The sequence below is a fragment of the Nocardiopsis sp. NPDC057823 genome, assembly GCF_042797335.1.
GTDB classification, from domain to species: Bacteria; Actinomycetota; Actinomycetes; order Streptosporangiales; family Streptosporangiaceae; genus Nocardiopsis; species Nocardiopsis changdeensis.
This window is the reverse complement of the sequence record NZ_JBHVLR010000023.1, coordinates 23,566-38,805: the sequence shown is the minus strand read 5'-3', so window position 1 is coordinate 38,805 and position 15,240 is coordinate 23,566. Positions and strand designations below refer to the sequence as shown.

Below are 15,240 nucleotides of genomic sequence, written 5' to 3'. Positions count from 1 at the left end.
TTCTGGGGTGCGAAGCGGTTCGGGGCGGTGGGTTGATGCCGACGCCTACCGGTAAGTCCACCCGGGCCGAACGCCTCGCGCAACCCCTGGCTCGTGAGGTGGCCGAACAGGTCGCCGTCGAGCACGGCGTGTGCATCCGGCCCGTGTCCCTCCGACGCACGAACCTCGCGACCGGTGCCACCGAGGTGATCGACGTGCCGTGCGGGTCCACCCTGGAATCCCGCTGTCCTGCCTGCGCGAAACGGAAGCGGTCGCTGCGGCGGACCCAGTGCGAAGAGGGCTGGCACCTGGACACCGAACCCGTGGTCCAGCCCGACCCGCCCACCGACACCCAGCGGGCCTGGGTGGAACAGCGGGCCATGGTGACGGCCGAGCGGGATCGGCTCGCCTCGACAGGGGCGGCCTCGGTGGAGGACCTGGCCGCGCTGGACGCCGCGATAGCCGATCTGGACGAGGAGATCACCGCCTCCGGGCTCCGGGGCTCGGTCACTCGCTCCTCGGACACCGCCACGACCAAGCCTCGGCGGGTGCGTTCCACCAAGCGACGGCAGGATGCCCCCGACCTGCCCAAGCGGCCCATGACCCGCAAGACGGTCGGGCGGGCCTACACCGATCCGGCCTCTGGCAAGGTGTTCCGGCCCTCGCTGTTCATCACTCTGACGTTGGACTCCTACGGGCGGGTCCGCTCCGACAGCACCCCGGTGGACTTCTCCACCTACGACTACCGGCGCGCGGCCCGGGACGCGCTGCATTTCTCCAAGCTGGTGGACCGGTTCGTGCAGAACCTTCGGCGTGTGGTCGGGTTCGATGTCCAGTACTTCGCCGCCGTTGAACCCCAACGACGGTTGGCCCCGCACCTGCACATGGCCACACGCGGCACGATTCCCCGGGCCGAGCTGCGCCAGATCGCCGCCGCCACCTACCACCAGGTGTGGTGGCCGACCGCTGACCGGGTCGTCTTTGCGGGGGAGAACCTGCCTGTCTGGGACGAGGCCACCAGTGCATATGTCGACATATCGACTGGTGAAGTGCTGCCCACCTGGGACGAGGCGTTGGACGCCCTGGACGAGGATCCCGATCCGCAGCCCCATCACGTGGTGCGCTTCGGCCGACAGGTGGACGCCAAGGGGGTCGTGGCCGGGTCCGCCGACGCAGACCGGTGCGTGCGCTACCTGGCCAAGTACCTGACCAAGGACATCGCCGAGTGCCACGCCGCCGAGACGACCCGGCAGGAACAGCACGTGGACCGGCTCTTGGACGCGCTCCGGTTCGAGCCGTGCTCGCCCCGGTGCTCCAACTGGCTGCGCTACGGGGTCCAGCCCGAGGGGGCCAAGCCGGGTATGCGCCCCGGGTTCTGCCGCTCCAAAGCCCACCGCCGTGAACACCTGGGCTACGCGGGCCGCCGCGTCCTGGTCTCCCGCAAGTGGTCCGGCAAGACCCTCGCCGACCACAAAGCCGACCGGCTCGCCTGGGTCCTGGACGCGCTCGGCGTCACCCCTGGCGATGACGGCCAAGAGGACGAGGACAACCCGCGTTTCGCGCTGCTGACAGTGGCCTCCGGCTCCTACGCCTGGGAACTCGCCCGCCCCACCGATCCCGACGTGGCCCCTCGGGAACAACGCCTCCTCCGTGCCGTCGGCGAAGCCCTCAAACGCCGCGCGCAGCTCCACGCCGCCCGGCAGAACGAACTTTCGGCAACTCCAGAGACGAGGGCGGCATGAGTGCGTCCACGGCCGGTGTGGACATCCCCGAACAGCGCCCATCCGATGCCCTGTGGTCGGTGGAGGACACCGCCGCCTACCTCCGCGTTCCGCCCAAGACCCTCTACGAGTGGCGCTACAAGGGCGACGGACCGCCCTCCCACCGCATCGGCCGGTACGTCCGCTACATCCCCGCCGAGGTCCGCACCTGGGTCCGCTCCCGCTGAACCCGAACCCGTCCCCGACAACAACCCCGGAAAGGAAGTCCCCCCATGGCCCGTGCCTGGGTCTACGACCGCACCAAGGAGAAGTCCTACGTGGAGGCCGTGAAGAAGGCCAAGGAGACCAAGCGCACGCCTCCCGCCCGCTGGATGGTCCGCTACTACGACCCCTCCGGCCGCATCAAGAGCGGCGGAACCTTCAAGAAGAAGCCCGACGCCGAGAAGAAGCAGACCGAGATCGAGAACAGCCTCCACGAGGGCAGCTACCGCAACCCCCACGACGCCAAGGTCACCGTGGCCGAGATGGCCGAGAAGTGGCTGAGCACGCGCACCGACATCAAGCGCTCCACCTGGTGGAAGTACCGGGGCCTGCTGGACGCGCACGTGCTGCCCCGCTGGGGGGAGCACCCCCTGTCGGCCGTCCACTCCGAGGACGTCGCCGTGTGGGTGGCACAGCTCCAGAAGCCCCGGGACGAAGACGGGGGCAACCTGGGCGCCTCCCAGACCCGCCACGCCTACGGCGTCCTCTCCATGGTCCTGGAGTGGTGTGTGCCTCGCCGCCTCCCGGGCAACCCGGCGCGCGGGGTCCCGCTGCCCAAGCCCTCCGAGGCCGAACACGTCTACCTCGACCACCGCCAGGTGGAGGCGCTGGCGAACGCGGCCGGCGCGCTGCGCACCAAGTACGGCCAGATCGCCGCCGCCGCGAACATCAACCGGCCCCTGATCCTCCTGCTGGCCTACACCGGTCTTCGCTTCAACGAGGCCGCCGCCCTCCGCGTGGGCAGGGTGGACCTGGACACCCGGCGCATCCGGATCACGACCGCCTTCGCCGAGGTGGAGGGCAAGCTCGTGGAACAGTCGCCCAAGACGGGCAAGAGCCGGACCGTTCCTATCCCGCCGTCCCTCGTCGCCGAGCTGCGGCCCCTGGTGGACGGCCGGCCGGACTCGGCGCTCGTGTTCACCACCAAGCGGGGGACGGAGGTGCGGCTCCGCAACTGGCGCAACCGGGAGTTCGGCAAGGCGCTCAAGGAGGCCGGACTCGACGGCATGGGCCTCACTCCGCACAAGCTCCGGCACACCGCCGCGTCACTGGCGATCGCCGCCGGCGCGGACGTGAAGGTCGTACAGGCCATGCTCGGCCACGCCACCGCCACGATGACCCTGGACCGCTACGGGCACCTGTTCCCCGACCGCCTGGACGAGGTCGCCGAGGCCATGGACGCCGCACGCCTGCGGGTGCTCGCCGCCGCCTGACCGGCTCCGCGACGGGCCTCGTCCGGCCCGTTCATGTGCAACGAATGTGCACCGCGCCCCCAGGCGCCCCGGGCCGGGAAAACGAAGAACGGGTGCCCACCTGCGTGGACACCCGTTCCTTTGTCGGGGTGGCGGGATTTGAACCCACGACCTCTTCGTCCCGAACGAAGCGCGCTGCCAAGCTGCGCTACACCCCGAAGCAACGAGCCCAAGTCTAGCGGACGTCGGGAGTGCTCGGGTAATCGATTACGGGACTGTGGCCCAGGCCTCCTCAGGCCCCTTCCGGGCCCGCCACGAGGTCCAGCAGCGACGCCTCCGGGCGGCAGCAGAACCGCACCGGCGCGTACGGCGACGTGCCCAGCCCGCCCGAGACGTGCAGCCACGCCCCCGCGTACTCGTGCAGCCCCCACGCCCGCCGCCGGTCGATGCCGCAGTTGGTGACCAGCGTCCCGTAGAACGGCAGGCACAGCTGGCCGCCGTGGGTGTGCCCGGCCAGCATCAGCTGGTAGCCGTCGGCCGCGAACCGGTCCAGGTTGGCGGGCTCGGGCGAGTGCAGCACGCCCAGCCGCAGGTCCGCAGTCGGGTCGGCCGGGCCGGCGATGTCGTCGTAGCGGTCCAGCTTGATGTGCGAGTCGTGCACGCCGCCCAGCGCCACCTCCAGGCCGCCCGCCTTGAGGGCGCCCTTGCGGTTGTTCACGTCCAGCCAGCCCGACGCGGACATCGCCGCGCCCAGCTCGCGCCAGGGCAGGTCCGGCACCCGGCGCTTGTTGTAGTCGGTCTTGCTGGTCCGCCACAGGTAGCGGGCCGGGTTCTTCAGCTGGGGGGAGAACAGGTCGTTGGACCCGTACACGAACGCGCCCGGCCGGTCCAGCAGCGGTCCCAGGGCTTCGATGAACGGCTCCACCGCGTCCGGGTGCGCCAGCGAGTCCCCGGTATTGACCACCAGGTCGGGCTCGTAGCGCTCCAGGCCGCGGATCCAGTCGATGAGCATCCTGCGGCCCGGCGTCAGGTGCGCGTCGGACAGGTGCAGGATGCGCAGGCGCGGGCTGCCCGGGGGCAGCAGGGGCAGCTCGTAACGGCGCAGCCGGAACCAGTTGCGCTCGATGACCGAGGCGTAGGTCAGCCCGGCGACCCCGAGGGCTCCCGTGACCGCGACCGCCCGGCCGGTGTTGCGCAGGAGTCGTCGCTTGTCGATGCCCATGCGGCCTTCTTCCTCGTCGGGCTCGGATGAGGGGCGGCGGGTGCGTCGTCCGGGACGGAGAGGCCGCGGAACGACGTTCCGGCACCCACGACGATGGTCTCACGCCGTCCGGGCACAAAACGTTGGTGGGCCGACGGGGGACCGCCGTAGGATCGGCCCATGTCCGAACTCAAAGACCGCCTGAAGAACGACCTGACCACCGCCATCAAGGCGCGTGACAAGGTGCGCACCGGCACCCTCCGCATGGTCCTGGCCGCGATCTCCACCGAGGAGGCCGCCGGCTCCAGCCAGCGCGCCCTGGGTGACGACGAGGTCGTCAAGCTGCTGACCCGCGAGGCCAAGAAGCGCCGCGAGGCCGCCGAGGCGTTCGAGAAGGGCGGCCGCCCCGAGCAGGCCGAGGCCGAGCGGGCGGAGAGCGAGGTCATCTCGGACTACCTGCCCAAGCAGCTCACCGACGAGGAGCTGGCCGACCTGGTCGCCGCCGCCGTCGAGGAGGCCGGCGCGCAGACCCCCCGGGACATGGGCAAGGTCATGAAGGTCCTCAACCCCAGGATCGCCGGGCGGGCCGAGGGCTCGCGGGTGGCGGCCGAGGTCAAGCGGCGGCTGGCCGGCTGACCCCCGGTAGGGGACCCCGGAACGCCCGAGGGGGCCGCGGCGTGCGCCGCGGCCCCCTCGCCGTACGTCCCGCTAGTCGCGGGTGGTGGTCGGCGTGTGCGCCGGCCGGACCCGGAACCAGCCGTCGTCGTCCTCGCCGGTGCCCGCGCCCGCGGTCCCGCCGCCCCGGCTCAGGAACACGTTGACCGTGGCCCCCTCCGGCAGGCGTGTGCCGGGGTCGGGGTTGACCGCGGCCACCGCGCCCTCCGGCTCCGGGGAGTTCAGGCGGGTGCCGGACACGTTCGCCGTGTACCCGGCCTCCTCCAGGGCCGCCACCGCGTCCGCCTCGGTCAGCCCGACCACGTCGGGCACACCGCCGTCGTCGGACGCCGGACTGGGGTCGTCGTCGGGCTCGGAGGGCGCCCTGGGCACCGACGTGGAGCCGAACCTGCCCGGTGCCGAGGGCAGCTGCTCGACCTCCAGGCCCTCGTGGGCCGCCCGGAAGCTCTCCTGCCAGATCCGGCCCGAGATCGTCGCCCCGTAGACCACCGAGAAGTAGCGGTCGCCGATGGTGACGTTGCGCAGCGGGTACTGCTGGGGGCCGCGCGGGTCGGCGACGAACACCGCGGACGCCATCTGCGGCGTGAACCCGGCGAACCAGGCCGCCGCGGAGCCGTCCGTGGTGCCGGTCTTGCCGGCCGCCGGCCGCCCGATGCCCAGGGAGCTGGCGGTGCCGCCGTTGAAGGTCTGCGACAGCAGGTAGGCGACGCCGTCGGCGACCTCCTCCTCCAGGACCCGCTCGCACTCCGGCTCGATCTCGATCGTGGAGCCGGCCTGCTTGTCCTCGATCATGGTGATGGCCTGCGGCTCGCAGTACATGCCGCCCGAGGCGAACGTCGCGTAGGCGTTGGCGACCCGCAGCGGGGACACCTCCTCGCTGCCCAGCGTGAAGCTGCTGTTGGCCAGCGAGTTCTCGTTCTCGGTGAACAGGGTGCCGTCGGCCCGTTTCAGGCCCAGCTTCTCGGCCATCTTCATGACGTCGCAGATGCCGACCCTGGCCTGGAGCTGCGCGAAGTAGGTGTTGGACGACGCCTTGGTGCCCGACACCATGTTGTGCGTGGTGCCCGCGGCGGTGTCACCGGCGTTGCTCGGCGTCCACGTGGCCAGGTACCCGCCGTTGCAGCTGCGCTGCCCGGACACGGACACACTGGTCGGCGAGTTGAACGCGGTGCTGAACGGCAGGCCCTCCTCCAGCGCCGCGGCCAGGGTGATCGCCTTGAACGTCGACCCGGCCTGGAAGCCGGTGCTGCCGCCCCGGTCGGAGTCGGTGGCGAAGTTGATGGAGGTCTCGCCGAGCTTGCTCTCGTCGGGGCCGTAGTTGCGGCCCTGCGCCATGCCGAGGATCTGGCCGCTGCCCGGTTCGATGATCACCTGGGCGGACACCTTGCGGGACTCGTTCTCGCGCGGCACCCACTCGTCGACGGCGGTCTGCGAGGCCTCCTGGACCTGCGGCCGCAGCGTGGTGTGGATCTCCAGGCCCGCGGTGCGCAGCCAGCGCGCCCGCTCGGTCTCGTTGGGGCCGAACCGCTCGTCCTTCTCGATCTCCTGGACCACGTAGTCGCAGAAGAACGGCTCGTCGCTGGGGACGCACCCGTTGGGCGGGGTGTCCAGGTCCACCTCCAGAGGCTCCTTCTTGGCCTCTTCGGCCTCGGCCTCGGTGATGGCTCCGGAGGCGACCATGCGGTCGAGGACGACGTTGCGGCGCTCGACGGTCTGCTCGGGGAAGAACCGGGGGTTGTAGAGGTAGGGGTAGCGGACCAGGCCGGCGATGGTCGCCGCCTGGTGCAGCTCCAGCTCGCTGGCGGGGATGTTGAAGTAGTGCTGGGCCGCCGACTCGACGCCGTAGGCGCCGTCGCTGAAGTAGGCGATGTTGAGGTAGCCCTCGAGGATCTCGTCCTTGGTCATCCGCTTCTCCAGCGCCACGGCGTACCGCAGCTCCCGGATCTTGCGGGCGATCGACTCCTCGCGGGCGGCGTCCAGCTCCTCCTGGGAGGTGGCGGCCTCGATCTGGACGTTCTTGACGTACTGCTGGGTGATCGACGAGGCGCCCTGGGTGTTGCCGCCCAGGGTGCGCACGGCGGCGCGCAGCGTGCCCGCGACGTCCAGGCCGCCGTGCTCGTAGAAGCGGGCGTCCTCGATGGCGAGGATGGCGTCGATCATGACCGGGGACACGTCCTCGAGGGGGACGAGTTCCCGGTTCTGGTCGAAGATCTCGGCGATGACACCGCCCTCGGCGTCATAGATGGTGGAGCGCTGCGGGGGAGGCGGCGTCTCCAGGTTGCTCGGCATGTCGAGGAACCCGGCGGCGACGTTGCGGGCGGTGATGCCCACGCCGCCGACGGCGGGCAGCGCCAGCGCGGCGACCAGAAGGCCCGCGATCGCGCTGACGACGACAAGTTGGCTGATTCTCTGAAGCAATGTCCCCTGACCCACCCCATCAGACTAAGTGACCACATGAGCGCGAAGAGGTGCGCTGTGGAACGGATGGTGCTCGGACGTACCGAAACGCCCACGGCACCGCGCGGGCCCTGCCCCCAGACCATCTTTTCACGTGCTATCGCAGCCCCTGTGTCCTTCGGTTCGGCCGTACAGGGGTTCCGGGGCATCGCGGCCGGAAGGGCTCGCGCCGGTCGCGCAATGGCCCGAGCGGACCATATTCGGTGAGATGGAATGTGGGTCGAGTGGGTTCTGTCGCGACGGCCCCGAAGTCCGTAACTTTCTGCACAGCGGGGCGGGCCTTCGTCCGTCCCACTCGTCAGCCGGAGCCTACCCGTTCCCGGCACCCGCTCGGAGCACACGGATACCCGGGCTCCCCGCGATCACGGCCCACCCACGGGGGTGCAGCGCACATGTGGATTCACCAGTGGACGACCCGGGCACGCTGCCGCCGGGTCGACCCCGACGCACTGTTCGTCCAGGGCGCGGCCCAGAACCGCGCCAAGCTCATCTGCCGGGACTGTCCCGTGCGCACCGAATGCCTGGTGGACGCGCTGGACAACCGGGTGGAGTTCGGGGTGTGGGGAGGGATGACCGAACGCGAGCGCCGGGCGCTGCTGCGCAAGCACCCGCAGGTCACCGACTGGGCCCCGGTCCTGGAGGAGGTGGCCTGCCGGGAGGGCGAGCGCGAGGGCGAGGAGGACCTCGTCCGCGACCTGGTCCGCTTCGCCGACGCCGCGGTGGCCGCGGCCGCGGGCACCGACGCCGACCGCTCCTGACCACCGGCCGTTCGGGCCGTGTTCTCCGAATCCTCGCCCCGCTTCGGCCCGCCCGTCGCCCGCCACCGCCCTCGGCGGACGACCCGCGGCCACGGGCTTTCCCCGAGCACCGGCTCCCCGGGGCTCCCGGAGCCCCGCCCAGGCGCCTCGCGACCCCCCACGACACGGGAGGACATGCGAAGCAGGCCCCGACCGTCGGGACCGCCGTCATCCCCTGAGTCCCCCCGGGTCCCCTGAGTTCCCCCGGGTCCCGCGGCTCCTCCCCCGCCCCGGCCGTCACGCGCCGCGGGCCAGGGCCTCCCCGATCCCGCGCAGTCCGTCCAGGTCGTGCACGTCCTCCGGCAGGGCCGGCACCTCCGCCACCGGCACTCCCGGGTGGTCGGCCGCGGTCCGCTCCCGCAGCCCCCGCTCCCGCCGGTGGGTGCGCACCAGCTCGGCGTGCAGCCGCAGCGCCGCCGACGCCCCCGGGTGCGTTCCCGCCGCCTCCAGGGACTCCGCGGCCGCCGTCGCCGCCTCGGCGTCCAGCCGCGCGCCCGCACCCTCCGGCAGCGGATGCGTCCGGTTGACCACCAGCCCCGCCAGCGGCATCGCGTCGGTGGCCAGCCGCCGCATGAAGTACGACGCCTCGCGCAGCGCGTCCGGCTCCGGCGCCGCCACCACCACGAACGCCGTCCCCGGCGCCTGTAGCAGCCGGTAGGTGCGCTCCGCGCGCTCCTGGAACCCGCCGAACACCGTGTCGAACGCCGCCACGAACGCCCGCAGGTCGTTCAGCAGCTGCGCCCCCAGGATCTTGCCCAGCACCGAGGTGACCAGCCCCATGCCGGCGCCCAGCAGCCTGAACGCCCCGCTGGGGGCGGGCGCGCTCAGGAACTTCACCAGCCGCCCGTCCAGGAACCTCCCGAGTCGTTTCGGCGCGTCCAGGAAGTCCAGCGCGGACCGGCTGGGCGGGGTGTCCACCACGATGAGGTCCCACTCCCCGGACTGGCGCAGCTGCCCCAGCTTCTCCATCGCCATGTACTCCTGCGTGCCGGAGAAGCTCGTGGAGAGGGTCCGGTAGAAGGGGTTGGCCAGGATCTGGCGGGCCCGCTCGGGGTCGGCGTGCTCCTCGACGACCTCGTCGAAGGTCCGCTTCATGTCGAGCATCATCGCGTGCATGCTCCCGGGGGTCCCCTCCGGCAGCGGAACCGGGCTCGGGGTGTTGTCCAGCGTCTCCAGCCCCATCGACTGGGCCAGCCGCCGGGCCGGGTCCACGGTGATCACCACGGCGTGCCTGCCGCGCTCGGCGGCCCGCAGCCCCAGGGCGGCGGCGGTCGTGGTCTTGCCGACCCCGCCCGCCCCGCAGCACACCACGATCCGGGTCGCCGGGTCGTCCAGCAGCGCGTCCACGTCCAGGCGTCCGGCGCTCACCGGCGCACCCCCTGTCCGGCCATGCGGCCGGCCAGCCCGTCCAGCGCCGCCCGGTCCGCCCCGCCCTCCAGGAGGGGAAGTTCCAGCAGCGGTGCCCCGGCGTCCGCCAGCTCCCCGCGCACCCGCTGCTCCAGCAGCACCCGCCGGGCGTGGGCGCCCACCTCCTGGGCCAGCGACTCCGCCAGCTCCCCGGGATCGTCCAGTCCGGCGGCCTTGAGCCCGGCGGCCAGCTCCTCCAGGTCGGCCTCCCCGGCGGCCGCGGCGGCCAGGAGGTCCTGCGGCAGCAGCGGCGGCCGCACCATGTTCACCACGACCATGCCCACGTCCAGGCCGAGGGCGGAGACCTCGGCGATGCCGTCCCGGGTCTCCTGGGCGGGCATCTCCTCCAGCAGCGACACGAAGTGCACCCGCGTCCGGCCGGAGCGGATCACCTCCATCACCTTGTCGGCGTGGTTGCGGATCGGTCCCACCCGGGCCAGTCCGGCCACCTCGGAGTTGACGTTGAGGAACCGGCCGATGCGCCCGGTGGGCGGGGCGTCCATGACCACCGCGTCGTAGTGGAAGGGCCCCTCCGCGCGCCGCCGGCCGCCCTCCCGGCGGCGCACCGCCTCGGTGGCCTTGCCGGTGAGCAGCACGTCCCGCAGGCCCGGGGCGATGGTGGTGGCGAAGTCGACGGCGCCCAGCCTGGTGAGGGCCTGCCCGGCCCGGCGCATGCCGTAGAACAGCTCCAGGTACTCCATGAGCGCAGACTCGGCGTCCGCGGCCAGTGCGAACACCCGGCCGCCGCCGGGCACCGCCTCGATCTCGCGCTCCTCGTACGGCAGCGGCGGTATCCCGAACAGCGAGGCGATGCCCTGCCGCCCCTCGACCTCCACCAGCAGCACCCGCCCGCCGTCGGCCGCCAGGGCCCGGGCCAGCGCCGCCGCGACCGTCGTCTTGCCGGTGCCCCCCTTGCCGGTGACGATGTGCAGCCGGGCGCCCGCGCACGCCCGTGCGGGGTCGGGGTACCGGCCTCGGTCCTCTCGCTCGCTCACTCCACGGAGTCTATGCGGGCGTCCTCGCCGCACGCGGTGGGCCGCCCGGGTGAGTAATGTGGCGGCGTCGACGTGCCCGGACCCGCCGGGCGCACCGCACAGGGGGTAGTCACCTTGAGCAAGTGGGAGTACCAGACGGTGGCGCTGCTGTCGCACGCCACCAAGCAGATCCTCGACAACTGGGGCGCCGACGGCTGGGAGCTGGTCTCCGTCGTCCCCGCGCCGCTGCCCGAGGGCACCGACCCGCGCAACCAGCAGTACGTCGCCTACATGAAGCGGGAACTCTAGCCATGGCCACCCCCGAAGCCCGGATCGCCGAGCTCGGCCTGACCCTGCCGGAGGTGGCGGCCCCGGTCGCCTCCTACGTCCCGGCGGTCCGCAGCGGCTCCCACGTGTACGTGTCGGGCCAGCTGCCGTTCGTGGAGGGCCGGCTGCCCGCCACCGGCAAGGTCGGCGCCGAGGTCTCCCCGGAGACCGCCAAGGAGCTGGCGGCGGTGTGCGCGCTCAACGCGATCGCGGCCGTGCGCGCCGAGATCGGGGAGCTGTCCGATGTCGTGCGCATCGTCAAGGTGGGCGGGTTCGTGGCCAGTGCCCCGGACTTCACCGGGCACCCCGGGGTGATCAACGGGGCCAGCGACCTGCTGGCCGCGGTGTTCGGCGACGCGGGCGTGCACGCCCGGGCGGCGGTCGGTGTCGCGGCCCTGCCGCTGGACTCGCCGGTCGAGGTTGACATGATCGTCGAGGTCGTCTGAGCGAGGGGGAGCCGATGTCGAGCGGTTCGGGCCGGAGCGGGGCCGTGGTGCCCCGTCCGGCGGCCACGGTGGTGCTGCTGCGCCCGGCGGGCGCGGGCATGGAGGTCCTGCTCATGCGCAGGGTCCGCTCCATGGGGTTCGCGCCCGGCGCCTACGTCTTCCCCGGAGGCGGGGTGGACGTGCGCGACGAGGCCGGAGACCTGCCCTGGACCGGACCGTCGCCGCAGGAGTGGGCGGACGTGCTCGGCGTCGACGTCCCGCGTGCCAGGGCCCTGGTCTGCGCCGCGGTCCGCGAGACCTTCGAGGAGACCGGGGTGCTCCTGGCCGGGGAGCCCGGGAGCGACGACCTCGTCCTGGACACGACGTCGCCGGAGTGGGAGCGGGACCGGCTGGGGCTGATCGACCGCTCCCGCTCCTTCACCGAGGTGCTGTCCCGCCGCGGCCTGGTGTTGCGCTCGGAGTGGCTGCACGCCTGGTCGCGGTGGATCACCCCGGCGGCGGAGAAGCGCCGCTTCGACACGTGGTTCTTCGCCGCGGAGCTGCCGCGCGGACAGGTCTCCCGGGACGTCGGCGGCGAGGCCGACCTGACCCGGTGGATCGATCCGGCGCTGGTGGCGGGGGAGTGGGAGCAGGGGCGGATGCCGATGCTCCCGCCGACCCTGGTCACCTGCGGACAGGTGGCCGAGTGCGGCACCCTGGACGGGGTGAAGCGCGCGAAACGGGATATCGTCCCCATTGAGCCCGAAGTGCGCGTGGTCGACGGCCGGCTCCGTGTCTTCGTCCCCGACGGGATCGACTACCCCCTTCCCAGTGAGTGAGGTGCGATGAGGATCGACGGTTCCGGCACGTTGCGCGCCGGCTGTGTCCTGTGCCCCAACCCCGGTCCGATGACCCTGGAGGGGACCAACACCTGGATCCTGCGCGAACCCGGCTCCCGCGGGGTCGTGGTGGTCGACCCGGGCCCGCACGACGAGCGGCACCTGGAGCGGGTCGCGCGCACGGTGCAGGAACAGGGCGCCCAGGTGCTCATGGCGGTCCTCACCCACCGGCACCCCGACCATTCGGAGGGCGCGCGCTACTTCTCCGAGCTGACCGGCGCCCCCGTGCACGCGGTCGACCCCGAGATGCGGGTGGGCGGCCGCGGGCTGGCCGACGGCGAGCTGCTGGAGGCCGACGGGCTGCGCCTGCGGGTGCTGGCCACCCCCGGGCACACCGACGACTCCGTCTGCCTGTACCTGGAGGCGGACGGGGCGATCCTCACCGGCGACACCGTCCTGGGGCACGGCACCACCGTCATCGACGGCGACGACGGACTGGGCCCCTACATGGAGTCGCTGTACCGGCTGCGCGACCTGGTCCGCGAGAACCAGGTGCGCACCCTGCTGCCCGGCCACGGGCCGATCCTCACCACCCCGGCAGCGGTGCTGGACTCCTACATCGACCACCGCGAGTCCCGGCTCGCCCAGGTGCTGGACGCCGTGAACTCGGGCGCCGTGCGGGTGGAGGAGATCGTCGACCGGGTCTACCCGGACATCACCGAGCAGATCCGCTTCGCGGCGATGTCGTCGGTCCGCGCCCAGCTGCGCTACCTGTCCCTCAACGGCGGCCTCCCCGACGGCGTCGAGGTCTGACCGGGCTCCGCGCGGCCCCGGCCGCGCGCCTTCCCGGGCGCTTCGCGCCCTGCCGTGCCGCGCCTTCGGTGTGGCCCGCTGCCGTGCTCCCCACCGGTCCCCTCGGCCGGGCTTCCCGTACCGCCCCCTCGCACCGGACCCGGAAACGGCGACGGGCTCCGGTCCGCGCGATTCCCGGGAGGGGATTCGACGCGGGCCGGAGCCCGCCGTGGCCCCCGCAGCGCGGGGCCGGGCACAGCCGGTGCGGCCGCTCCTAGCGGGCGCGGCGGCGCATGCGCTCGACGTCCAGCAGGACCACGGCCTTGGCCTCGATCCGCAGCCAGCCGCGCAGGGCGAACTCGGCGAGGGCCTTGTTGACCGTCTCGCGGGAGGCGCCGACCAGCTGGGCCAGCTCCTCCTGGGTGAGGTCGTGGTGGACGTGCAGGCCGTCGTCGCCCTCCTTGCCGAACTTCTCGGCGAGCTCGAGCAGGGCCTTGGCGACCCGGCCGGGGACGTCGGTGAAGACCAGGTCGGCCATCACGTCGTTGGTCCGGCGCAGGCGCTCGGCCAGCGACTTGAGCAGCTGGAGCGAGACCTGCGGGCGGCTGGAGAGGAACGGGCGCAGGTCGTCGTGGCCCAGGCCGGCCAGGACGGAGTCGGTCACCGCGACGGCGCTCGCGGTGCGCGGGCGCGGGTCGAACAGCGACAGCTCACCGAACATCTCGCCGGGGCCGAGCACCCCGAGCAGGTTCTCGCGGCCGTCCACGGCCGTGCGGGTCAGCTTCACCTTCCCGTTGAGGATGACGTACAGGCGGTCGCCCTCGTCGCCCTCGTTGAACAGGGTCTGGCCCCGCCCGAGACGCACCTCGTTGACCGAGGAGCGCAGCGCGGCGGTGTCCTCCTCGTCCAGGGTCTCGAACAAGGGGGCCTTGCGCAGCACCTCGTTGATGTCGTCCACCACGTCCTCCTAAAACCTGACCGCCAACAGTGTGACGTATATCGCACCCGGGTGTGAAACCGGGTCGTTACCGCGGCTTGTCCGCCGGGAGACCACGCGCCCACGATTGGCCGGCGTCAGCCCCTGCGATCTTAGTCGTGATCGGCTTGTAGCAGGGATGTCCGCGCCGTGCCAGCGGGACATTGGTTACATAATCCCGACGTCCGACCCCCGCCCCGGAAGGCGGGTGCCCGATCGGCGTTTCCGAGCGGATCCTCCCCACGGCCCCCTACCCTGTGACGATGCCCCGTGACACACCGAACGCGAGCGACCCCGCGCCCACCCCCACGGGTGAGAGCCGCCTCGCACTGGTCCGCCGAGCCCGCAGGATGTACCGGGAGCTCTCCGAGCTCTATCCGGACGCCCACGCGGAGCTGAACTTCACGACCCCGTTGGAGCTGCTGGTCGCCACGATCCTGTCCGCGCAGTGCACGGACAAGCGGGTCAACCAGGTCACCCCGACCCTGTTCGCGCGCTATCCCGACGCCGAGGCCTACGCCTCCGCGGACCGGGACGAGCTTGAGGGGATCATCCGACCTCTCGGCTTCTTCCGCGCCAAGGCGAACAGCCTCATGGGCCTGGGGCAGTCCTTGTGCGAACACCACGGAGGCGAGGTCCCGGGGAACCTCGCCGACCTGGTCAAACTACCCGGTGTAGGGCGGAAAACCGCAAACGTACTGCTCGGTAACGCCTTCGGTGTGCCCGGAATCACGGTGGACACCCACTTCGGGCGCCTCGTCCGGAGATTCGGGTGGACCGACGAGGAGGACCCGGTCAAGGTCGAGCACGCCGTCGGGGAGCTGTTCCCGCCCAAGGACTGGACGATGCTCTCCCACCGCGTCGTCTGGCACGGCCGCCGCGTCTGCCACGCCCGCAGGCCCGCCTGCGGGGCGTGCGTGGTGGCCCGGTGGTGCCCCTCCTTCGGCGAGGGCCCCACCGACCCGGAGGCCGCGGCCAAGCTGCTGCGCATGCGCTCCTTCGCCTGACCGGAGGGCCCGCGGCCCGGGGCGCCCGCGGGGCGGGCCCCGTCCGGGGCCTCGTTCGCCTGTCAGGAGGGGGTGCCGTGCTTTGTAGTCTGATGGTGTGAGCGTTGACACCGCCAGAGTCCTCCTGTCGGGGTCCCATCACGTGACGACCCAGGGGAGGGACGGGCCGGAGCGGTGCCGACGGCCCGCGGCGCCCCGCCGACCCGCCC

15 protein-coding genes and 1 tRNA gene are annotated in these 15,240 nt (G+C 72.3%); 10 read left to right on the top strand and 6 right to left on the bottom strand.

The window, feature by feature from the left end; all coding sequences use genetic code 11:
• Window positions 1–35 precede the first annotated feature (35 nt).
• From ACFVNO_RS27530 to ACFVNO_RS27520, 3 genes are read left to right on the top strand one after another with little or no spacing between them, the layout of a single operon-like run.
• Window positions 36–1,721, top strand: a complete 1,686-nt coding sequence (locus tag ACFVNO_RS27530) for a replication initiator (RefSeq protein ID WP_378896862.1) — start codon at window positions 36–38, stop codon at window positions 1,719–1,721.
• On the top strand, window positions 1,718–1,927 hold the full coding sequence (locus ACFVNO_RS27525; RefSeq protein ID WP_378896859.1) for a helix-turn-helix transcriptional regulator: 210 nt from the start codon (window positions 1,718–1,720) through the stop codon (window positions 1,925–1,927). Before ACFVNO_RS27530 ends, ACFVNO_RS27525 begins: the two co-directional genes overlap by 4 nt.
• A gap of 45 nt (window positions 1,928–1,972) precedes the next feature.
• A complete protein-coding gene (locus ACFVNO_RS27520; protein WP_378896856.1) occupies window positions 1,973–3,175 on the top strand; it encodes a tyrosine-type recombinase/integrase in 1,203 nt (400 codons plus the stop codon).
• A 123-nt stretch (window positions 3,176–3,298) separates the two neighbouring features.
• On the opposite strand, the gene ACFVNO_RS27515 is transcribed toward ACFVNO_RS27520, so the two are convergent.
• Together ACFVNO_RS27515 and ACFVNO_RS27510 are read right to left on the bottom strand one after the other, a co-directional pair.
• A tRNA-Pro gene (locus tag ACFVNO_RS27515) sits at window positions 3,299–3,372 on the bottom strand.
• Between the two features lie 74 nt (window positions 3,373–3,446).
• Complete coding sequence (locus tag ACFVNO_RS27510) at window positions 3,447–4,376, bottom strand: metallophosphoesterase (protein WP_378896853.1); 930 nt, start codon at window positions 4,374–4,376, stop codon at window positions 3,447–3,449.
• Between the two features lie 159 nt (window positions 4,377–4,535).
• Between ACFVNO_RS27510 and ACFVNO_RS27505 the strand changes: the two genes are divergently transcribed.
• On the top strand, window positions 4,536–4,991 hold the full coding sequence (locus tag ACFVNO_RS27505) for a GatB/YqeY domain-containing protein (RefSeq protein ID WP_355268418.1): 456 nt from the start codon (window positions 4,536–4,538) through the stop codon (window positions 4,989–4,991).
• Window positions 4,992–5,063: 72 nt separating this feature from the next.
• On the opposite strand, the gene ACFVNO_RS27500 is transcribed toward ACFVNO_RS27505, so the two are convergent.
• Window positions 5,064–7,448, bottom strand: coding sequence for a penicillin-binding protein (locus ACFVNO_RS27500; protein ID WP_355268421.1), 2,385 nt, complete (start codon window positions 7,446–7,448; stop codon window positions 5,064–5,066).
• Window positions 7,449–7,879: 431 nt separating this feature from the next.
• Here ACFVNO_RS27500 and ACFVNO_RS27495 point away from each other — a divergent pair, with 431 nt between their 5' ends.
• Entirely contained in the window at window positions 7,880–8,245 is a 366-nt protein-coding gene (locus tag ACFVNO_RS27495) for a WhiB family transcriptional regulator (protein WP_355268424.1), read from the top strand.
• A gap of 276 nt (window positions 8,246–8,521) precedes the next feature.
• Here ACFVNO_RS27495 and ACFVNO_RS27490 read toward each other — a convergent pair whose 3' ends face one another.
• Window positions 8,522–9,652, bottom strand: coding sequence for an ArsA family ATPase (locus ACFVNO_RS27490; protein ID WP_355268427.1), 1,131 nt, complete (start codon window positions 9,650–9,652; stop codon window positions 8,522–8,524).
• Window positions 9,649–10,686, bottom strand: a complete 1,038-nt coding sequence (locus ACFVNO_RS27485) for an ArsA-related P-loop ATPase (protein ID WP_378896848.1) — start codon at window positions 10,684–10,686, stop codon at window positions 9,649–9,651. The genes ACFVNO_RS27490 and ACFVNO_RS27485 overlap by 4 nt, the downstream gene beginning before the upstream one ends.
• A gap of 114 nt (window positions 10,687–10,800) precedes the next feature.
• Here ACFVNO_RS27485 and ACFVNO_RS27480 point away from each other — a divergent pair, with 114 nt between their 5' ends.
• Genes ACFVNO_RS27480 through ACFVNO_RS27465 form a run of 4 tightly spaced genes read left to right on the top strand, consistent with a single transcriptional unit; the run spans window position 10,801 to window position 13,069 of the window.
• Entirely contained in the window at window positions 10,801–10,974 is a 174-nt protein-coding gene (locus ACFVNO_RS27480; protein ID WP_013156298.1) for a DUF4177 domain-containing protein, read from the top strand.
• 2 nt (window positions 10,975–10,976) lie between these two features.
• On the top strand, window positions 10,977–11,438 hold the full coding sequence (locus ACFVNO_RS27475; RefSeq protein ID WP_220564127.1) for a RidA family protein: 462 nt from the start codon (window positions 10,977–10,979) through the stop codon (window positions 11,436–11,438).
• Window positions 11,439–11,452: 14 nt separating this feature from the next.
• Window positions 11,453–12,256: an NUDIX hydrolase gene (locus ACFVNO_RS27470; protein WP_355268435.1), complete on the top strand. Its 804-nt coding sequence runs from the start codon at window positions 11,453–11,455 to the stop codon at window positions 12,254–12,256.
• Between the two features lie 6 nt (window positions 12,257–12,262).
• Entirely contained in the window at window positions 12,263–13,069 is an 807-nt protein-coding gene (locus ACFVNO_RS27465; protein WP_220564129.1) for an MBL fold metallo-hydrolase, read from the top strand.
• 253 nt (window positions 13,070–13,322) lie between these two features.
• On the opposite strand, the gene ACFVNO_RS27460 is transcribed toward ACFVNO_RS27465, so the two are convergent.
• Entirely contained in the window at window positions 13,323–13,997 is a 675-nt protein-coding gene (locus ACFVNO_RS27460; protein ID WP_218619586.1) for a Crp/Fnr family transcriptional regulator, read from the bottom strand.
• 290 nt (window positions 13,998–14,287) lie between these two features.
• On the opposite strand from ACFVNO_RS27460, the gene nth reads away from it, so the two are divergent.
• Window positions 14,288–15,031: an endonuclease III gene (gene nth, locus ACFVNO_RS27455; protein WP_355268441.1), complete on the top strand. Its 744-nt coding sequence runs from the start codon at window positions 14,288–14,290 to the stop codon at window positions 15,029–15,031.
• Window positions 15,032–15,240 lie beyond the last annotated feature (209 nt).